This is a genomic window from Polynucleobacter sp. AP-Melu-500A-A1 (assembly GCF_018882125.1).
Classification (GTDB): Bacteria; Pseudomonadota; Gammaproteobacteria; order Burkholderiales; family Burkholderiaceae; genus Polynucleobacter.
On the sequence record NZ_JACVOZ010000004.1, the window covers coordinates 63,441 to 83,050 of the forward strand.

Here is a 19,610-nt window from a genome sequence, read left to right on the forward strand (position 1 = left end):
GCGCCTCATACAGCAATCTGAATGGCTTGTGCTTGATAGCGCTCAAAGCAGGGGTGATTCTGCTGTTTGGAGAGAGCGAGTACTTTAGTAAGGGCATCCGCGTAAACACATTCATTGGCAATAATGGAGAAGGATTCTGAAAATACATGATGAGTATCTAAATCTTTATCGGCTAGAGGGTTAATGATGTAGCTTTGCTGTTGATCTCTATTAAAGAAGTACAGGCCGCTCGTAGCTATCGCACCATTCATGAGCGATCCTATCTCAATTACATTGCTGGGTACTTTTGGATTGCGAATATGAATTGCCTGAGGTTCATTTCCAAAAATCCGCATATCACCCCCTGCATTAACGCTGCCTGAATGTATGCCATTGAATTTGAGGGTATTTACAGCCATATCCACTGCAAAGCCCTTGGCAATACCACCAAGATCTAAACACAATGGGAGTGACGAAATAACGCAGTCTTGGCTGACAAATTGTAGATTTTCAATGCCACCAAAGTCGTGATGAGCTATGTCAATATTGCCAGGTAATAATTTAGCCTCTACTAGACGATGACCAATACCGCAATTAAATAATCCCCCGGAATACTGATGAATATCTTGCGCTATTCGAATAATTTGGCTAGTCCAGGGGTCAATCGCAATAGCGCGGAGGTGGGCTTCACGATTGATTATCGAAAGCTCACTGTATTGATCATGAAAACTCATGAGGTTTTGTACTTTTACAATGGCAGAAAAAGCTAAGCTAATAGCCTCAGCGCCATTTTCAGGTTGGATAGATATTTCAACATAGGTACCAAGGAGTGGTTTGCAGCGCCTCATTTTGGTCTTGCTGCCAATGCTGGAGTCTTGAGGGCTAGCTCATATAAAACCGCTACCCGTTTGACACCATCGGTAATATGCTTACAAGAAAGCGTTGCCCCGCCAATATTTTGAATATCTTGGTTCAGCTTAATAGGATCATTGGCATTTTTTCCAATGAATTGCTTGCGCCATTGTGCATCACCTACTTCATATCCATAGGACTCAACATATTCCAAAATTTCAATGCCGGTGACATGACCTTGCGGGTTAATGCCCACAGCGTAGCTAATCATTTCATGCTTGCCGACTACTTCATCAACGATGAAGTAGCTTCCATCAGCAGCCCTCCAAATCCGATCCCCTTGAAAAGGATGGCGAATACTTGATGCACTGCGCATTTTTTCCTGAAGATCTTCAGTAATGAGTATGGGGGCTTTGATAAATGATTTATTGGGGAACAAGATCTTTTGGGCTTGTTCTGCAGAAACATAAATTTTGGCCTGAACCATCAATGGTGCACTCACCATGGCTAGTCCAGCAATAGCAAATGGAGTAGGTTTCCAGTTCATCATCGATCTTTCTTTATCATTTAGCTCAAAGGAAATCCAACTTTGACGATGAATTCATTGACAGAGTGGCTATCCCAGACTCGTGCATTGGAGCATTCAGCAGTGCCATCACCCATGCAGGTATTACCATTGAGTTGATAGCGCCAGGCACCAGTGATCCACCAATCTTTAGAGGCGTAGTGAATATTGGGACCAACAAAGCTTGCCTTTTGAACTTGGTTCTGAAGGTTGTAGCTCGAGTAATCGTTATGAAAGCGCGCTTCAACACCAGCCGACCATTTGGGTGCAAAACGATAGCTAGCCCCCACTAAAAAATCGAGCATCGACTCTGGAACATTACCATTGCCGATAAACTTTAATTGCTCATTAGCCACGACCACGTTCCCCGCTAAGATCAGGCGATCATCAATAAAGTTCGATTGCAATAAAAGACGCGCCTCAATCTCATTTTTATTTTTTCCAATTGTGGGCTCTAGGTAGAGCCCAATACCAACTGGGGATGTCACGGGATTGGTAATGCGATAGATGGCCTCTAGTGATCCGCCTTCGATGCCACTTTTTCTATAGGGGGTAGCTGGGTCATGGCTTTCTGGAACGCCGTACCCTGCTGTACAAGTCGCAGAATTTCCACAAGCTTCCGGATTGGTGTAATTTTGATTGGCATTGGTGAAGTAGGAGTTAATATAGCCGGCAATTTGCAAGTCGTTCGTCAAGCCATATTCAAGTTCGGTTCTTGCCGTCCATGCCTCATAGGTGCCGGCAGCTTGTTGTTGGTTGAGTTGCAGGCGCTGCTCAAATTCAAGGCTAGCTTTGGGCTGAAGATCCAAACTGTATATCCAACCAAATACCCCTTCACCTGCATAAGCAAATGAAAAGTGAAAGGTAGCGGCAATGAAAAGGCTAGAGGCGAGCAGTCTTTTGATGGTGAGTTTCATGTTTTAAGAGGGTGGTGGTTGAGAAGTCTAAATAAGAATGATTCTTAATATAGCATATCAAATGAGAATAATTCTCATTTGATAAAATGACCACTACCGAATAAATGGCAAGAGCAATAGGGCTTTTCAGTTTTGCTTGTAAGATTTCTCTCTATGGATTCGCAAGCGCTAGAGAAACTTGTTCTCATGAAAATGCCCTTTGGTAAACATGCTGGCCGTGCACTTGCAGATTTACCAGGCAATTACTTGGCTTGGTTTGCACGTGAAGGATTTCCTAAAGGTGAGCTTGGACAATTGCTTGAATTGATGCATACCCTAGACCACAATGGTTTAAGAGGTCTCTTGGCTCCTATACAGCGAGCCCATGGCTTAGAGCAAAAATCGAAATTACTTTAAGTTCACTATTGCAGTAACGCGATCTTGTTCATATTGAGTTTCTAAAGATTCTGGAGGGCTGCTGTGAATCAATATTGTTTGAATGGATGTTTGCGATTGAATCTGTGAGGCCACTTTTTGGGCTAAGCCCAGATTGCGATCATATTGAATCTGTACACTCGTGACCTTCCCCTCTTTAATTTGTGTAATGAGCCCATTCAATTTTGCCAAATCGTATTGGTCAAAAAAGAGGGGATACCAAGTACCTATCATGGCTTTATAGGCATTGGGTTTTACGTCTATCGGCTTTGTTGCAGTAGTCTTTTGACTAATAGGAAGATGAAAATCAATCCCCGTTTTTTGTATTAATTCCTGATAAGAAATTGGTGGCATCATATTTGCTTCATTGGTATTTTCAATCCAATAAGCCCACGCAGAATTTTTAGCGGGGTCATAAACTAATTTATAAAGATGTGTTGGAATAGTGACTCGACCTCTGCCAATGCTGCCAGCATTTCCAACTGAACCTGTGTATACGTAAATTTCACCAGGGATTCTTTTAGCATAGAGGCGCGTTGGCTCCTCTACATTCTTTGCCCAGATGCCTTGATTATTTTGTCTAGCCTGCGGCATCATATTTGCCAAAGAGAAGGATTGGGCCATCGATCTATCGGTACTCATATCTCCAGCTGGGGCATTGTGACCGCGGTCAAAGCCGCTCCCGCGGTAGTCTGAAAGCTGGGCACGCTCTGCAATTGGCAAGCGTGCCTCCTCGTAGAACTGATTGCTTCTTCGGGGGCGTTGGCCTGTCAGACTATTGCGACTCAGTTTTTCTAAGGTGTAGATTGGTTTTTTGTCCTGGGGGGAGTAGTAGATTGCAAAACTATCAAAGCAAAGATCTCTTCCCATTTGAGGACTTGTCGGAATTTCTTGTCCTGGGAATAAGTCTTTGCAGTCATCAAAAAGGGCAAAGGCGCTAATGGGCGCAAGCAGCAGAACAGCAAATAAGAGTTTTCGGATCGATCTCATGTTCTATAAGTGTAGGGGCTCGAGTAGTTTTTCATCTTTCATTTTCCTTTCCCTAGAAAATCCTCCCGCGATTAGAAAGCTTTAACTTCGCTCTAGGGCTAGTAATAATTGGAGCTAAATCGCCTGGATCTTAGGCTTAGCCACCCTAATTTGGTTAATAAACCGATATCAATAATGCTTTGCATTCATTAGACGAAAGCCACTACCGGTAGAAAGATTGTTAGCAAAAAACACTAGATGTATGGGTTTTCAGACCCAACCTTCATTCCAAATAGTAAAAAAGTCAAAATTTGAACGGTTTTTTATACTGTGAAATTAGTGAGTCCTAACTTCTATAAGTTACTGAATTTATTGGATTAAATATAAATTCTGGGGGTATTATCAGAGTTTCACGGTAAACCAAGATCAAAAAGTTATTGAAAGTACTTTCTTTATTCTTGACTAGATATAAGAACCTTCTTAGGATGACTCATGTTTTATATATATTGCGCTGCAACATAAATGCTTATTTTAGTTTATGTCGAGCTTTGCAAACAATGAATGAATAAATGTTTATCTAACAATTTGAGTGAAATGCAGAACCAGCAGCCAGCAGGATTGCTCGCTAAAGACCTGCTTGCCCATGCTATGGCTCCGGTCTACAGGGTCATTAATGGCATCCTCGTACTCTCCGTATTCACCATAGTCGGACTGTGGCTCTCTGGAAACGGCACTAATGCCGGTCCATTTGATTTGGCCCGATTCTTGGTTCCGGATGAAGCACGTCACATGGTTTGGGCGAATGGTTTTGGCATGCTCGACCAATACAAAGATTCTCGCCAGGCAGTTGATGCTCAGGCTAACGGCTCAGATATTGCCTCTGTTCTCTATAGTCAGCCTTCAGCAGCGGGATTAAAAGGTGCTAAACAACAAACAATCGCCTTACTAATGCCTTCTGTAGCTCAGCTAGAGGTGAAATCAATCTCCCATTTGGCTGATCGCATTCCAAGTTCAAAGATGGACCCTCAGGCGCTCGATAGTAATTTGATGAGCTCAATACATAACCAGCGTGCGATTGCAGATTTCTATGAAAAGAAATACAGCTTAGACCGCGCTAAGATTGAAGAGTATGTTTCGAACACAGTCTTAATTGCCAAAGAGGTCAATATTGATCCTGTGCTTTTGTTAGCAGTGATCTCTATTGAATCCAATTTCAATCCCAATACCAAAAGCCATGCTGGCGCTGAAGGTTTGATGCAAGTGATGACTACTGTCCACAAAGACAAGTACGCGATCTTTGGTGGCACTTCTGTTGCAGCAAAACCAGAAGTTAATATTCGAGTCGGCGCCTATATCTTGAAATACCTGATTGCCACAGCAGGTTCATTACGTAACGGTTTGAAGTTTTATGTTGGTGCTGCCAATGCAGAAGATGATGGCGGCTATGCAGATAAGGTATTAGCAGAACGCAATCGACTCATTGGTATTTGCCAAGATCGTTCTAATAATCGTTTAACTTTGAACGGTAAAGATTTGCGCTCATAAAATTAAGATTGCTAAAACAAAAGCCACCCGAGGGTGGCTTTTTTATTACGAGCAGTAAAACTGCAAAATCTTACTTAGTTCACACCATGGAGTTCAACATCAAATACTAAAGTCGCGTTTGGTGGAATAACGCCACCAGCACCACGGGCACCATAACCCATCTCGGAAGGGATGATGAGCGTACGTTTGCCACCAATCTTCATACCAGCCACACCTTCGTCCCAGCCCTTGATCACATGACCGGCACCCAAAGGAAAGCTAAACAGTTGTCCACGGTCTAAGGAGCTATCAAACTTTTGACCTTTGTGATCCGCAGCATTTTCATCATATAACCAGCCTGTGTAGTGCACATCGACATGTTTGCCCACAGCAGCTTCTGTACCCTCGCCAACAACAGTATCAATTTTTTGGAGTTCGCTCATAATTTCCCTATTTCATCTAAAAATGATTGACTAGTATATTCTGAGACTAATTGATTATCTAGGTGCAAGCTTTATAAACGTATGACAAATTTTTGGCCTCATTCTGCCTATAAAACCTTAACTATTAGCCCGGATGGGCAATTATTGGTAACGGATGACTTTTTGCGAACCTATCTCCAGAGTCCAGAATTAAGTTTGGTGCCAGAGTCTTGTGCGGTAGAGCAAGCATTACATCAACGCCTCACCCAGAATCCTCGCTCCGAATTGACCGATCAAGAAATCGCCAATATGGCCGATGAGGATATTCAGGAAAACTATCGCGTCTGGCTGCGTTACCGATCACGTCTTTTAGCCGCTAGCTCTTTAGAGAGTTTTTATATGAGCTTGTTTAAGGGTGATGGTGTTGACGTGCCACCTCTGTTTGTTTCGCAGCTTGCGCAGATTTTTGTGAGACACATTTTGGGCGAAGAGGCTCATCCTCTAGAAGCAAGGATGGGGGAGTTATTTTTTAGAACCCAAAAAATTAGTGTTTTGGATGATGGCATTGTGATGGGCGCGGATCATGAAGTGGTAGATCGCAATGCACAGGGCGGTGAGACTGGAAATATTATGGATTTACTTAAAGGGAAGTCCATGACAAGCAGGTCTGCAGATTTAGATGTTTTACATGAGGAAAATGCGCAGGAGTATTGGGCCAGAGATGAAGATTTTGATTTAGCGGTGCAGTTGAATTTCGGGCATGAGGCTATAAATCAATTTTCTCGTCTACTGGAAAAATGGATCTTGCACTTCCTCGGTGTACAAGTACGCATTACGCCGATGCAACAGATTCAAGACCCCAGATGGTCCTGGCATGTAGGCTTAGATGCTTGCGCAACAGTGATACTCAATAAGCTATACAACAAAGATGTTCTTGACGCGGATGAGCTGGAAAAGATCATTTGCTTGTTTCGTCTAGACTTTATTGATGAGGCTGCTGTAACGAAGGTGCAAGCAGGCAAGCCAGTCTATATGGCGATTGCCATGAATGAGCTACAGCAGCTCAAGCTTAAACCCCAGAACCTATTATTCAATTTACCGCTAGCAAAAACGTCTTAGCGCAACGCTTCTTTTCGATGGAAGTTACCTAGCCAAATTAAGGCTGCGGCAGTAACGAAGACGGGGATGAGGGAGCCCAGATTGAGAATGTTCCATCCTTGTGAGGTGATCAGCGCGCCTGAGCCAAAAGATGTAAAGGCCATTGTTCCAAAAACAAAAAAGTTGATAGCAGCTTGTGCCTTATCCCGTTCATTAGGTTTGTAGGCTGTCATTGCCAATGAGGTGGAGCCAGTGAACAAGAAATTCCAACCCACTCCCAGCAAGAAGAGGGCAATAAAAAATTGATGCAGGTCTGTACCTGTGAGCGCAATTGCGATGCACACAAAATTCAGGACTACGCCTACACCCATCATTTTCAGTGCGCCAAAACGTTGAATGAGTGAGCCAGTAAAAAATCCTGGAGCAAACATCCCAATCACATGCCATTCGAGCACTAGGGCGGTATCGGAAAACGGGAGGCCACAGATTTGCATCGCCAAAGGTGTGGCAGCCATCAGCAGATTCATCACTCCATAGCCCAGGGCGGCGCCAATTACTGCCACCATAAATACGGGTTGAGCAAGAATGGTTTTCAGACTTCTGCCATCAGAAAGATGGTGCGCAGTTTTAAATTCTTCAGGAAAGTGAATCAATTGCATCACGCCTATGCCGATGAAGCCTGCAATCGCAAGTGTGAGATAAGCCCCTAGAAATGCGGTATCAAATAAATCTCTCGTCCAGGAGGCTAAATTAGGCCCAATCACGGCACCCAAAATTCCACCAGCTAAGACCCAAGACACTGCTTTGTCCCTCTGGCTGGCCTCGGTGAGTTCCGCAGCGGCAAACCGGTAGAGTTGGCCATTAGCGCTGTAATAGCCCGCTATAAAGGTACCCGTAGTGAGCAGCCAAAAGTTTCTGGTCATTGCAGCATAGGCGCAGAGAAGGGCTGAGAGCATGGCCACCAGCAGGCCAATTTGAAAGGAGATTTTTCGCCCAAAATAATTCTGTGACTTAGCAACAATCGAGGTTGCGAATGCACCACCAACTACGTAGCCCATCACCGGTAAGGTTGCCATCCAACTGAAAGGCGCAAGGCTAAAGCCAACCAGACCATTTATGGCGATGAAGGTCACATTATTGATGAGAAATAGACCTTGGCAGACAATAAGTAAGACCAGATTTTTATTCAGTAGGGGGTGCTTGCTGGTCATTGGCTTGAGTTTACGTTGAAATGAGCAATCTGTATGTCTTGGTAGATTCCCTTAAATTGAGTGCTTTGGAGGTCCTGAGCTACAAATATGGCAATTTTGCCAAACCCTATGATTTAAAATAATAGACTCGCCTCCTTGGCAAAAAGGGTCGTTAAAAGTGACCGACAAAATGCGGAGCGTGAGAGTGGCAGGGTAATAACCTGACTCTGTGAATTTATCAACATCGAGGAAAAATTAATGGCTTCAGAGAAATCAAAGATTATTTATACGCTGACAGATGAGGCGCCACTTTTGGCAACCTTTGCATTTCTGCCAATCATTCGTACGTTTACAGCGCCTGTTGGAGTAGAAATTGTTTCGAGTGATATCTCTGTTGCTGCTCGCATCCTTGCTGAGTTTCCTGAGTGTTTAAGCGATGAGCAAAAAGTTCCAGACAATTTAGCTGAGCTGGGCAAAATGACCTTGATGCCTGATACCAATATTATCAAGTTACCCAATATTAGCGCTTCTATTCCGCAATTATTGGCTGCCATTAAAGAGTTGCAGTCCAAAGGTTACAAGATCCCGAATTTTCCTGATGATCCTAAGACTGATGAAGAGAAGTCCATTCGTACTCGCTACTCGAAATGCCTCGGTAGTGCGGTAAATCCAGTATTGCGCGAAGGCAATTCAGATCGTCGTGCACCCAATGCTGTGAAGCAATTTGCCCGGAAGCATCCTCACTCCATGGGTGAGTGGAGTCAGGCATCTCGCACCCACGTTTCTCATATGCACGGCGGCGACTTCTACGCTGGTGAAAAGTCAATGACCATGACTAAAGCATGCGATGTAAGGATGGATTTGGTCACGAAGAGCGGCAACACCATCGTTCTCAAGCCAAAGGTCTCCTTATTGGCTGGTGAAATCATCGACAGCATGTTCATGAGCAAAAAAGCTTTGTGCGAATTCTATGAAAAAGAGATCGAAGATGCATATAAAACCGGAATGATGCTGTCCTTGCATGTGAAGGCCACCATGATGAAGGTGTCTCACCCAATTGTGTTCGGTCATGCTGTCAAGATTTTTTACAAAGATGCATTTGAGAAGCACGCCAAGTTATTTGAAGAGTTGGGTGTGAATGCCAATAACGGCATGAGCAGCTTGTATGAAAAGATAAAAACTTTGCCAGAATCAAAGCGCGAAGAAATTATTCATGACTTGCATGCTTGCCATGAGCATCGCCCTGCATTAGCTATGGTGGATTCAGCAAAAGGCATTACTAATTTACATTCCCCAAGCGACGTGATTGTGGACGCTTCAATGCCTGCCATGATTCGGGTGGGTGGAAAAATGTGGGGGGCTGATGGTCGTTTACATGACACCAAGGCTGTCATTCCAGAGAGTACCTTTGCCCGTATCTATCAAGAAATCATCAATTTCTGTAAGACTCATGGGAACTTTGATCCAACTACGATGGGCACCGTACCTAACGTAGGCTTAATGGCGCAACAGGCTGAAGAATATGGGTCACATGATAAGACTTTCGAGATTTCAGAAGCGGGTATAGCTCGTATCGTTGCTGATGACGGTACTGTGTTACTAGAGCAAAATGTTGAAGAAGGTGATCTCTGGCGTATGTGCCAAGTGAAAGATGCTCCAATTCGTGACTGGGTTAAATTGGCCGTCAATCGTGCGCGCCTCTCTAATACTCCAGCCGTATTCTGGTTGGATGAGTACCGCCCACATGAAGCAGAGTTAATTAAGAAGGTGAATACCTATCTGAAGGATTACGACCTTAAAGATGTAGATGTGCAGATCATGTCTCAAACACGTGCAATGCGTTACACCTTAGAGCGCGTGATTCGTGGCAAAGATACTATTTCAGTAACGGGCAATATCTTGCGCGACTATCTCACGGACTTGTTCCCCATTATGGAATTAGGGACCAGCGCAAAGATGTTGTCTATCGTGCCCTTGATGGCTGGCGGCGGTCTGTTTGAAACAGGTGCCGGTGGTTCGGCTCCTAAGCACGTTCAACAGCTATTAGAAGAAAACCATTTACGTTGGGACTCTCTTGGTGAGTTCTTGGCATTAGCAGTATCTTTAGAAGATATTAGTGATAAGACCGGTAATGCTAAAGTGAAGCTCTTGGCCCGCACTTTGGATGAGGCTACTGGTAAATTATTAGAAAATAATAAGTCACCTTCACCACGTACTGGTGAATTAGATAACCGTGGTAGTCAATTCTACTTGGCAATGTATTGGGCCCAAGCATTGGCAGATCAATCAGAGGATAAGGAATTACAAGCTCACTTTGCTCCCTTAGCGAAGTCCTTGGCTGAGAATGAGAAAAAGATTATCGACGAGCTTAAATCTGTTCAAGGTAAGCCGGCTGACATTGGTGGGTACTATATGGTGGATCCAGTGAAATACGAGGCGGTAATGCGTCCAAGCGCTACCTTTAATGCTCTTTTAAAAGCTGCCAATGCTTAATTTCTAGCTTAGGCTTTCCATTGAAAAGGCAAACCCCTGGGTTTGCCTTTTTCTTTATAGATTAATCGAAGATCAGCAATAAATTGCCATCAGTAGCAAAATAGCCTTATTACTTTTATTGAGGGATTTGTATGCGCTATTTCGACCCCAAAATTCTTGCCAGTGAAATTACCCCTCAAGCGGTTTTTGAGCATCGCCGTGAGTTGATTAAGGCTGCCGCTGCTGGTAGCTTTGGTATGGCACTCGCCCCTTGGTTTTCAAGGCAAGCTTTAGCTGCAGCTCCAGAAAAACTCGCTGCTACACTCAATTCTAGTTATGCAGCTAAGGACGAACTTACCCCCCTGAAATATGTAACGAGTTACAACAACTTTTATGAGTTCGGTACAGATAAGTCTGATCCAGCAGCTTACGCCAATACTTTACAAACGAGACCTTGGACTGTGTCAATAGAGGGTTTAGTAAAAAAGCCGCTGACTCTTGATATTGGCGACCTATTAAAGTTAGCGCCAATGGAAGAGCGCATCTATCGCATGCGTTGTGTTGAGGGCTGGTCCATGGTTATTCCATGGGATGGGTATTCATTATCCAAGTTAATTAGTAAGGTAGAGCCTTTAGGGTCTGCTAAGTATGTGGAATTCATTTCTCTAGCTGACCGTAAACAAATGCCTGGGGTCAAGAGCAACATTATTGATTGGCCGTATCGCGAGGGTTTACGTATGGATGAAGCGATGAACCCTTTGACCCTACTCACCTTTGGCTTATATGGCGAAGTTCTGCCAAAGCAAAACGGTGCTCCAGTGCGTATCGTAGTTCCTTGGAAGTACGGCTTTAAGAGCGCCAAATCGATTGTAAAAATTCGTTTTACTGAAGAGATGCCTAAAACGAGCTGGAGCCAGTTTGATGCTCGTGAGTATGGCTTTTATTCCAACGTTAATCCACAGGTAGATCATCCTCGTTGGAGTCAAGCTAGTGAACGAAGAATTGGAGATCCAAAGGGCGCCTTTGCTCCCAAGATCAAGACCCAGATGTTTAATGGTTACAGCGATCAAGTTGCCAGCATGTACGCTGGTATGGATTTGAAAAAGTTTTATTAAGCTATCAAAATGAAGAAATAGTTTCTAGTAAAAATGCAGAAGAACGCGTTATTGCTACCGCCTGGTATTGAGGTCTATGAGAGAGGCTGGCTTTCAGCGAATAATATTTTCCATTTTGGGGAGAGTGATGTTTCAGTTGTAGATACTGGGTATTACGCGCATTCTAAAATGACTGTGGATTTGGTTTCTAATGCCATTCAAAAACATGGACTGTCAGGTTTAAATAAAGTGGTCAATACCCATCTGCACTCAGACCACTGTGGCGGCAATGCAGCTTTACAAAAGCATTTTAGGTGCGAGGTTTATATCCCTGCGGCTGAAGAGCTTGCAGTCAAGGATTGGGACACAAATCTTCTGAGCTATGAAAATCTTGGACAAGAATGCCCAGAATTTAGCCACCATGGAGTATTGCTGCCTGGCCAAGAAATATTGCTTGGACGATATCAATGGAGCATATTAGCTGCGCCAGGACATGACCCACATTCCGTCATGCTGTATCAAGCCGATCATCGTATTTTGATTTCTGCAGATGCCCTGTGGGAAGATGGCTTTGGGGTCATTTTTCCTGAGCTTTGGGGTGAATCTGGGTTTGAAGAAGTGGCGCAAACTCTGGATCTAATTGAATCATTGCCAGTAGCTTTAGTCATTCCCGGGCATGGTAAGCCATTCACAGAACTTGCAAAATCTATTGAGACAGCGCGCTCCCGTTTAGATTACTTGGCCTCCAGTCCTGATCGCAATGCTCGACATGGCGCCAAAGTCCTTTTGAAGTACAAATTATTAGAGTGGCAGAGTAAAGAAATCCCATTGGTAAATGCGTGGATAGCAAAGACTCCTGCTCTCAGAGATGCCGCGCAGCAATTACATATGGATATGGATGAATTTCCTCAATGGCTAGCCCAGGCACTGGTGAAATCAGGTGCAGCCAAAATAGACGGTGCATACTTAGTAGATCACGGATAAATTTTTCAAAAGGTAAATCGCAACATGGAACACATCGTCTTAGTCACTGGCGCTACAGCTGGATTTGGAGAGGCTATTGCACGTCGATTTTTAGCCAATGGTCATAAGGTGATTGCTGCTGGTAGAAGGGTAGAGCGCTTAGATGCCTTGAAGGCATCACTTCCTCTAGAGCAGCAGAAAAAGCTGTTGACAGTGGCGCTCGATGTTTGCGATAGCGAGACGGTCGATGTTTTTCCGGCCACTTTGCCCACAGATTTTTCTAAGGTCACGATTTTAGTGAATAACGCTGGCCTAGCCTTGGGCTTGGAACCTGCCCCTAAAGCTTTTTTAGAAGATTGGGATCGAATGATCGATACCAATATCAAAGGCTTAGTTCATATGAGTCGCGCATTTCTACCTGGTATGGTTGATCGCAAGCGGGGACATATTATTAATATTGGATCGGTAGCCGCTAACTACCCCTATCCTGGTGGCAATGTATACGGTGGTACCAAAGCCTTTGTAAAGCAATTTAGTTTAAATATGCGGGCCGATCTTGTTGGCACCCCAGTGCGCGTGAGTTGTATTGAGCCTGGTATGTGTGGCGGAACCGAATTTTCTAATGTGCGCTTTAAGGGGGATGATGAGAAAGCGCAAAAGGTTTATAGCGGCGTGCAATTTCTGAGTGCGGATGATATTGCTGAGGCAGTATATTGGTCAGCTACATTACCGGCGCATATGAACATCAATGTTTTAGAAGTCATGCCAATACAACAAACTTTTAATGCATTGAATATCCACCGTGGAGAGCTTTAAGACTTCACTTCCCCATTCTTCCATTGATAAAACTTGGGATAAATGCGCATCACAACTGGGCCATCAAAGTCCCAAGATTTACATTTACCCAAATAAAGCGGCGGCTTGTTCTCATCGGCATCAAACAGGGCGCCTGGAATAGATTGGTAGGCTGCCGTAGCAATATTATTGAGAAGCTCGCGTAAATGCGTGCATCCTTTAATCCCACCCAAATGGGATTCAATGGTTTTGCGCCAGCCTTTGCCCATTCGCGCTCCAATCAGTGCATCCATGGGTGGAATCACTGCAGGACATTCTGCATGCGGGTGACTATCCATTGCTACTTCAATATTGCGAATGACTAATTGACTATCAACAGTTGCCCGAATCCACATGTCATGAATAGGCTCACCTGGTATCCAGGTTTTGACGCCAGTGGTAAATGGATGAGACTTAGTATCTTTGAGGTGTGCCTCGATATCCCAGAGCCCATCTTCACGAGCAAAGCCTTGAAAACGAATTTCTCGAGTATGGAGTGGTTTACGGGTCACAGGTGATGAGAGCATAATATTGGGAGGTAGTTAAAAGCAATACCTTTGATAATAATGAATTCCGTTTAAGGCCGCGCGGTAAGTCGTTTTAAGGGTTCTCTGTAGTATCCTTTGCGGCATATATGGCAAAACCCATTTCTCTCGAAAAAATCCTCTTTAGCCAAGGCTTTGGTACGCGTAGGTATTGTGCAGATCTCGTATATGCAGATCTAGTCAAGGTGAATGGCGTCTTGGCCAGTGATCCAGATGAGTGCATCTCGCCAGATGGCCTAGTGCTTAATGTGGAGGGAACGGATTGGGAATATCACGAGAAGGCCTATATCGCTTTTCATAAGCCACTCAATTATGAGTGTTCACATAAAACGACTCATCATCCTAGTGTCTACAGTTTATTGCCTAGTCCGTTTGTAGAGCGCGGATTGCAATGTGTGGGGCGCTTGGACTATGACACCACAGGCTTACTCTTGATCTCTGATGATGGTCAATTTATTCACAAGATGACTACACCGAAGAAAAATATTGGCAAGGTATATGAAATTACAACGCCGGATCCTATCACTGGGTCGCAAATGGATCATCTGCTAAAGGGGGTTGTATTAGAGGATGATCCAAAGCCATGCTTTGCTAAAGCCTGCGACTTGCTATCGGAAAAAACCTTGGCAATGACGATCGTAGAAGGGCGCTATCATCAAGTTAAGCGCATGATAGCTGCAGTCGGTAATCATGTAGAACAACTACATCGTAAGCAGATTGGTGCCTATGTAATGCCGCAAGATTTAGCACCAGGTGAATGGCGTTGGCTTTATCCTAATGATCTTCAATTACTTTCTCAGAATATGGACATTTAAATGAATACTTCAGTACTATCTCAGGATTTTGATTTTCAGAGCGCGATACCGCAATGGAAAGTCGATCTGCAGGCGCAAACGATTTTCAGGGAATTTATATTTGCTGATTTTAGATTGGCATTTGAGTTTATGACGCAATGTGCTCAGTTTGCAGAGGAGATAGGCCATCATCCCGATTGGTCAAATTCCTGGAATAAAGTGCTAGTTCAATTAAGCACGCACTCTGCCAAAGGATTGACGGAGTTGGATATTCAGCTAGCTAAGAGGATGGATATCTTAGCCCAGAATATTAATGCTCGTCCCCTTCGTGATCCTCTTCATTAATGCTCATGAGGATAGTAGCCAACAAGCCGTAGACTACCTCTGTGGCAATCATGCCATCCTCATCTAGTTCATCAATGAGGTCATTTAGACAGTCTTCAGTGGGCTCATTTAATAAGGTCATGGCGCACTCACAACCATAGTCAAAATCTTCGTCGTTTTGGGTTTGATCTTCGTTTGTCATAGATATCCTTAATTGAGTCTTGAGAATAGCAAATAAAAGGGGCTGAGAGTGATTAATCTATACCTAAATGATTATTCTTTAAACCCAATCTAATATTGAGATTTGCATCGGCTTTTTTCTAAAATCATTCCTAATACCTAAAGTGATACGGATTAATTCCTCGCCTAAGGTATATCGCTTTTCTAGGCCAGATTGCTGCGATGCAATTAATTCGATACAACCCTGAATGTGAAAGGCATGCAGTATTCAGGTTGAGGGTTATTGAGATATTGGTATTAAAATGGCCAGGAGTTTCAATGGAACATTAGTCTTTAATAATGTCTTGAAATATCTTTGATTGATATCCATAAACTGGAGACGGTATGAAAGTATTGAGCATCTCATCTATTGCGTTTTTTTTCTGCGTGCTGAGCAGTTATGCAAATGCACAGGGTGTTGACTCTGCCAAGAATATGGCCTTAGAGGGCTACAACGATTTGCAGGGAAGAACTGCCTATCAGCCAACTATTCAGAAACAAGGTAATCGATGGATTGCTTATATTGGTCATCATGGTGATAACAAGCTCAATCCCCTGAATGGAAAAATGGAGGAGAACGGTACCTCGATTGTAGATGTCACCGATGTAAAGCGTCCTAAGTATTTAGCGCATATACCTGGAGAAGAAGGTAAGGCTGAGCAGGGCGGGGCCCAAATGGTTCGAGTTTGTGGCGGTGATACTCTCCCAAAGGCCAATAAGAATAAGTTTTATATGCTGCGGGTCTTTGGTAACCAAGCGCATGAGATTTGGGACGTGACTAAGCCGGAAGATCCTGTTCTCTTGACAACAGTGGTCAAGGGCTTGAAAGGGACTCATAAGAGCTTTTGGGAATGCGATACCGGCATTGCTTATCTCGTATCAGGCAATCCTCAATGGCGCACCAATCGCATGACCCAAATCTACGATCTCTCTGATCCTGAGAAGCCAGTATTCATTCGAGATTTTGGTTTGGTTGGTCAACAGCCTGGTGCATCAGGAGATGTTCCAGTGCAACTGCATGGTGCAATGTCTACCGGCCCTAAAGGCAATCGTGTGTACTTTGGATATGGCACAAATACAAACGGCATTATTCAGATTGTTGATCGTGACAAATTGTTAAATGGTCCTAAAGACCCAACTCCAGAGAACCTACTCTCCCCTCAGGTTTCTAGAGTGGATATGCCAGTCATGCACGGGGCGCACACGACATTTCCATTAATGGATGTCAAGATTGAAGAATTCTCGAAAAATTTACTAGGTTCTAAACGAGACTTCTTAGTGGTTACCAATGAGGCGATTCAGAAGGAGTGCCTAGAGGGTCGCCAAATGGTCTGGGTTGTCGATATCAGTAATGAGAAGAAGCCATTTGGTGTATCGAATTGGGGAGTGCCTGAGAAAACTGCGAATTACTGTTCTAAGGGCGGTCGCTTTGGTACGCATTCTTCAAATGAAAATATGACGGATGTCTTCTATCGTAAATTGATGTTCTTCTCCTACTTTAATGCTGGGGTGAGAGCGGTAGATATCAGAGATCCATTTATGCCAAAAGAGGTGGGCTATTTCATTCCTGCAATGAACGCAAATACTGTAGTGCTGGAGACACCCGTAACTCAAAGAGGCAAGTTACCATTCACTGCAGCATCCGATAAGAAAGTGATTCAAACAAACAACGTAGAAGTAGATTCACGGGGTTACATTTATATCGTTGATCGTGCTAATACGGGGATGCATATTCTTTCCCTTACCGGTCCCGCTAAAGCAATCGCCAATTGGAAAGAGGCTGATCGGTAGTAATGAGGTCTTTCGCTTCACAGTCTCTGAATTTGCTGAGGTTAGCGCTAGCGGGTATCTTCATACTCGCTGCGCTCACTTGCCAGGCCGCAGAGAAGGAGTTTGAGTTGAATATTCAAAATGGTAAGGTTCCAAAAGGATCTTACTTAATGAAAGTGCAAAAGGGTGATCAGATTCGCTGGAAAGTTCTCAGTGATGCAGATGGTGAACTCCACATTCATGCCTACCATATCGATCAGATCATTAAAGCGCAGAAACCTACTATGTATTCATTTACTGCCACTGCTACTGGCCGTTATCGAGTGGAGTGGCATCCTGAGAGTGAGCGTGGTAAAGGAATTCATCATTCTGAGCCCTTAGCTTTACTAGAGGTCTATCCGAACTAGTGCGTTTCTTACTCGTTAGCTCAGTATTCAGTATTTTATTTATCCCACTTGGCGTGGGTGCCCATAGTTTTGATGAGCGCTATGACCTGCCAATTCCCTTAGAATTTTTTCTCATTGGTAGTGCCATGATACTGGGATTGAGTTTTTTGCTCATTTTGATATCTACACAGTATTGGAGTTACTTTGATACGTGGAAGGGGCAGCGCACCTTTTCCATCCCTAAAAGTACTTTGCTTGGTTGGCCAGTCTATTTTTTTCAGGCAATGAGTTTATTGCTACTGGTAGTAGTAATCGCAGCAGGATATTTCGGCCCCCAAAATCCCTTGATGAATTTAGCCCCAACTTTTATTTGGATCAATTGGTGGGTTGGATTCTCCTTGTGCATTTCACTTGTGGGAAATTTTTGGCCTCTCGTAAATCCATGGAGCATATTGTTTGATTACCTTCATAAGGTCTTGCAATACCTCGGCTTAAAAAGACGCTTTCCAATCCTTGCTTTACCAGATGCAGTGGGGGTCTATCCCGCAACTGTCTTTCTGTTAGCGTGGGGGTGGATGGAGGTCGTTTATCCAATTGCATTCGTGCCTCAAAAGATTACTACCTTCGCTCTGATTTGGACCATTGTCAGTATGTTGGGTATGTCAGCATTTGGAAAAACGGCATGGATTAAGCAATTTGATTTTTTCTCGATCTGTTTTAATTTGCTCGGGGAGTTCGGAGTATTGGGTTTTCAAGCGGACCCATCAAGAGTGACTATAAGGCTGCCAGGACGCGGAATTTTATTGTCTGAGGACCACTATTACGCACCTAAGGGATTGACAGCTTTCATTATTGCGATGTTAATCATCGTATTGTTTGATGGTATTCATGGGAGTGGTGCATGGCCATTTTTTCAAGAAGCTTTAAGTAATATTGGGCTTGACCCCAGTCTAGGCAATGGTTACCTAGAAGGAACTATTGGCTTGATCGCTCTTTGGTTTGCTTTTTTTGGCGCTTACTATTTCGCCTGCTGGGTATCACATCAAATTGTGTCATCGATCTCCATTAATCAGATCATTCAACTTTTTTCACGCCCACTCATTCCCATAGCGATTGCCTATCTCTTTGCCCATAATTTCTCAAGCCTATTGAATCAAGGTCAAAGTATCATTTTTTTAATCTCTGATCCCCTTGGACTCGGCTGGAATCTTTTTGGAGGTGCCCAATATCGACCGGTTATTGGCCTAATTGATGTTAGTCAGATTTGGTATCTGGCAGTATGTTCAATTATTCTTGGGCATGTGATTGCTTTGGTATTAACGCATGCATATGCTATGCGTATTAGCCCATCGGCAAAATCTGCGACCTTCATGACTATCCCACAAACCATTTTTATGATTTTGCTGACGATGATGAGTCTTATCATTCTCGCTGAGCCACTGACCTCGTCTGAGTTTTCTTTGTTGAATATATGGATTGGTAAATGACGGCCAAAAAATTACTATTACTAGCTCTTTTTTGGACTTGTCTATTTTCATCCGCAGCCTGGTCAAAAGAATTTCGGATCTATTCAGCTGCTGGTGTAAAGCTCCCCATGTTGCAATTTGCTGCCGCCTTCAATGGCTTAAATACCGGTGATCGAGTGATCAATTCTTTTGATACTGCTGGTGCGGCAGAGAAGCATTTTTTCGAGGATGCCAACAGTACATGCTTGATCACCACTGAATCTAGAATGAATGAAGCATTAAAGACGGGAAGATTGAAAGCTTCAGATCTTATTGCGCTTGCAGATACTGTTGCTGGTATTGCAACTTCTGGCAGGGTAAAGCAAGCCATCAATACTAGCGAGCAGTTAAGAACTGTACTATTAAATGCGCGCAGTATTGCGTTCTCAGATCCAGCCAGAGGCGCGACAGTTGGCCGATATTTTCAATCCTTAATACAGCAGCTCGGTATTGAAAAAGAAGTGATGGCGAAAGCAATTTTGGCTCCTGATGGTGTAGAGACAATGAAGTTGGTCAAAGCAAAAAAGGTGGAGCTGGGCATTACTCAGGTGAGCGAAATCATGCAAGCCTGGCCCGAAAGTTTATTGGGCCCTTTTCCAAGGGATATTGAGCTCGCCACTCGCTATTCTCTATGGTGTAAAGATCCGGATCAGGCACAACTGGCTCCATTGATTGCCTTGATGCAATCGGCTTGGGGTTCTAGGGTTTTTACTGATAACGGCCTGCGTCCAGTCGGAAAGCCTTGATGAATTCGAGGGTCTGATCTTTGCGCCA

Annotated in this window: 21 protein-coding genes; 13 read left to right on the forward strand and 8 right to left on the reverse strand. The window is 43.8% G+C overall.

Annotated elements, in window-relative coordinates; all coding sequences use genetic code 11:
• Window positions 1–5: 5 nt before the first annotated feature.
• From ICN38_RS09890 to ICN38_RS09900, 3 genes are read right to left on the reverse strand one after another with little or no spacing between them, the layout of a single operon-like run.
• Window positions 6–827: an FAD:protein FMN transferase gene (locus ICN38_RS09890; RefSeq protein ID WP_216256928.1), complete on the reverse strand. Its 822-nt coding sequence runs from the start codon at window positions 825–827 to the stop codon at window positions 6–8.
• On the reverse strand, window positions 824–1,378 hold the full coding sequence (locus ICN38_RS09895) for an FMN-binding protein (RefSeq protein ID WP_216256929.1): 555 nt from the start codon (window positions 1,376–1,378) through the stop codon (window positions 824–826). The genes ICN38_RS09890 and ICN38_RS09895 overlap by 4 nt, the downstream gene beginning before the upstream one ends.
• 20 nt (window positions 1,379–1,398) lie before the next feature.
• On the reverse strand, window positions 1,399–2,313 hold the full coding sequence (locus tag ICN38_RS09900; protein WP_216256930.1) for a DUF6662 family protein: 915 nt from the start codon (window positions 2,311–2,313) through the stop codon (window positions 1,399–1,401).
• Window positions 2,314–2,466: 153 nt separating this feature from the next.
• Between ICN38_RS09900 and ICN38_RS09905 the strand changes: the two genes are divergently transcribed.
• Window positions 2,467–2,709 carry a DUF3820 family protein gene (locus ICN38_RS09905; protein WP_216256931.1) on the forward strand — a complete coding sequence of 81 codons (243 nt, stop codon included), beginning with the start codon at window positions 2,467–2,469 and terminating at the stop codon, window positions 2,707–2,709.
• Here the strand turns inward: ICN38_RS09905 and ICN38_RS09910 are convergent.
• Window positions 2,701–3,717: a DNA/RNA non-specific endonuclease gene (locus tag ICN38_RS09910; RefSeq protein WP_216256932.1), complete on the reverse strand. Its 1,017-nt coding sequence runs from the start codon at window positions 3,715–3,717 to the stop codon at window positions 2,701–2,703. The two genes, ICN38_RS09905 and ICN38_RS09910, sit on opposite strands and share 9 nt — an antisense overlap.
• A 573-nt stretch (window positions 3,718–4,290) precedes the next feature.
• Between ICN38_RS09910 and ICN38_RS09915 the strand changes: the two genes are divergently transcribed.
• Complete coding sequence (locus ICN38_RS09915; RefSeq protein ID WP_255562814.1) at window positions 4,291–5,241, forward strand: transglycosylase SLT domain-containing protein; 951 nt, start codon at window positions 4,291–4,293, stop codon at window positions 5,239–5,241.
• 74 nt (window positions 5,242–5,315) lie between these two features.
• Here ICN38_RS09915 and ICN38_RS09920 read toward each other — a convergent pair whose 3' ends face one another.
• Window positions 5,316–5,663 (reverse strand): FKBP-type peptidyl-prolyl cis-trans isomerase, encoded by a 348-nt coding sequence (locus tag ICN38_RS09920; RefSeq protein ID WP_216256934.1) that lies wholly within the window; start codon window positions 5,661–5,663, stop codon window positions 5,316–5,318.
• An 81-nt stretch (window positions 5,664–5,744) separates the two neighbouring features.
• On the opposite strand from ICN38_RS09920, the gene ICN38_RS09925 reads away from it, so the two are divergent.
• A complete protein-coding gene (locus ICN38_RS09925; RefSeq protein WP_216256935.1) occupies window positions 5,745–6,761 on the forward strand; it encodes a DUF6352 family protein in 1,017 nt (338 codons plus the stop codon).
• On the opposite strand, the gene ICN38_RS09930 is transcribed toward ICN38_RS09925, so the two are convergent.
• A complete protein-coding gene (locus tag ICN38_RS09930) occupies window positions 6,758–7,930 on the reverse strand; it encodes an MFS transporter (RefSeq protein WP_216257069.1) in 1,173 nt (390 codons plus the stop codon). The two genes, ICN38_RS09925 and ICN38_RS09930, sit on opposite strands and share 4 nt — an antisense overlap.
• A 258-nt stretch (window positions 7,931–8,188) precedes the next feature.
• Between ICN38_RS09930 and ICN38_RS09935 the strand changes: the two genes are divergently transcribed.
• The 4 genes from ICN38_RS09935 (at window position 8,189) to ICN38_RS09950 (ending at window position 13,275) form a co-directional block, all read left to right on the forward strand.
• Window positions 8,189–10,423, forward strand: a complete 2,235-nt coding sequence (locus tag ICN38_RS09935; RefSeq protein ID WP_216256936.1) for an NADP-dependent isocitrate dehydrogenase — start codon at window positions 8,189–8,191, stop codon at window positions 10,421–10,423.
• A gap of 131 nt (window positions 10,424–10,554) precedes the next feature.
• Window positions 10,555–11,517 (forward strand): protein-methionine-sulfoxide reductase catalytic subunit MsrP, encoded by a 963-nt coding sequence (gene msrP / locus ICN38_RS09940; RefSeq protein WP_216256937.1) that lies wholly within the window; start codon window positions 10,555–10,557, stop codon window positions 11,515–11,517.
• Between the two features lie 33 nt (window positions 11,518–11,550).
• Window positions 11,551–12,480, forward strand: a complete 930-nt coding sequence (locus ICN38_RS09945) for an MBL fold metallo-hydrolase (protein ID WP_216256938.1) — start codon at window positions 11,551–11,553, stop codon at window positions 12,478–12,480.
• Between the two features lie 24 nt (window positions 12,481–12,504).
• Window positions 12,505–13,275: an SDR family NAD(P)-dependent oxidoreductase gene (locus tag ICN38_RS09950; RefSeq protein ID WP_216256939.1), complete on the forward strand. Its 771-nt coding sequence runs from the start codon at window positions 12,505–12,507 to the stop codon at window positions 13,273–13,275.
• On the opposite strand, the gene ICN38_RS09955 is transcribed toward ICN38_RS09950, so the two are convergent.
• On the reverse strand, window positions 13,272–13,820 hold the full coding sequence (locus ICN38_RS09955) for a DUF2889 domain-containing protein (RefSeq protein WP_216256940.1): 549 nt from the start codon (window positions 13,818–13,820) through the stop codon (window positions 13,272–13,274). The two genes, ICN38_RS09950 and ICN38_RS09955, sit on opposite strands and share 4 nt — an antisense overlap.
• Before the next feature lie 107 nt (window positions 13,821–13,927).
• Here ICN38_RS09955 and ICN38_RS09960 point away from each other — a divergent pair, with 107 nt between their 5' ends.
• Window positions 13,928–14,653, forward strand: coding sequence for a pseudouridine synthase (locus tag ICN38_RS09960; protein WP_216256941.1), 726 nt, complete (start codon window positions 13,928–13,930; stop codon window positions 14,651–14,653).
• Window positions 14,654–14,977 carry a 4a-hydroxytetrahydrobiopterin dehydratase gene (locus tag ICN38_RS09965; protein WP_216256942.1) on the forward strand — a complete coding sequence of 108 codons (324 nt, stop codon included), beginning with the start codon at window positions 14,654–14,656 and terminating at the stop codon, window positions 14,975–14,977.
• Here ICN38_RS09965 and ICN38_RS09970 read toward each other — a convergent pair.
• On the reverse strand, window positions 14,943–15,158 hold the full coding sequence (locus ICN38_RS09970; protein WP_216256943.1) for a hypothetical protein: 216 nt from the start codon (window positions 15,156–15,158) through the stop codon (window positions 14,943–14,945). The two genes, ICN38_RS09965 and ICN38_RS09970, sit on opposite strands and share 35 nt — an antisense overlap.
• A gap of 362 nt (window positions 15,159–15,520) precedes the next feature.
• On the opposite strand from ICN38_RS09970, the gene ICN38_RS09975 reads away from it, so the two are divergent.
• From ICN38_RS09975 to ICN38_RS09990, 4 genes are read left to right on the forward strand one after another with little or no spacing between them, the layout of a single operon-like run.
• Window positions 15,521–16,966: an LVIVD repeat-containing protein gene (locus ICN38_RS09975; RefSeq protein WP_216256944.1), complete on the forward strand. Its 1,446-nt coding sequence runs from the start codon at window positions 15,521–15,523 to the stop codon at window positions 16,964–16,966.
• A 2-nt stretch (window positions 16,967–16,968) separates the two neighbouring features.
• Window positions 16,969–17,352 (forward strand): hypothetical protein, encoded by a 384-nt coding sequence (locus ICN38_RS09980; protein WP_216256945.1) that lies wholly within the window; start codon window positions 16,969–16,971, stop codon window positions 17,350–17,352.
• A complete protein-coding gene (locus ICN38_RS09985) occupies window positions 17,352–18,818 on the forward strand; it encodes a hypothetical protein (protein WP_216256946.1) in 1,467 nt (488 codons plus the stop codon). The genes ICN38_RS09980 and ICN38_RS09985 overlap by 1 nt, the downstream gene beginning before the upstream one ends.
• Window positions 18,815–19,582: a substrate-binding domain-containing protein gene (locus tag ICN38_RS09990; RefSeq protein ID WP_216256947.1), complete on the forward strand. Its 768-nt coding sequence runs from the start codon at window positions 18,815–18,817 to the stop codon at window positions 19,580–19,582. Before ICN38_RS09985 ends, ICN38_RS09990 begins: the two co-directional genes overlap by 4 nt.
• Window positions 19,583–19,610 lie beyond the last annotated feature (28 nt).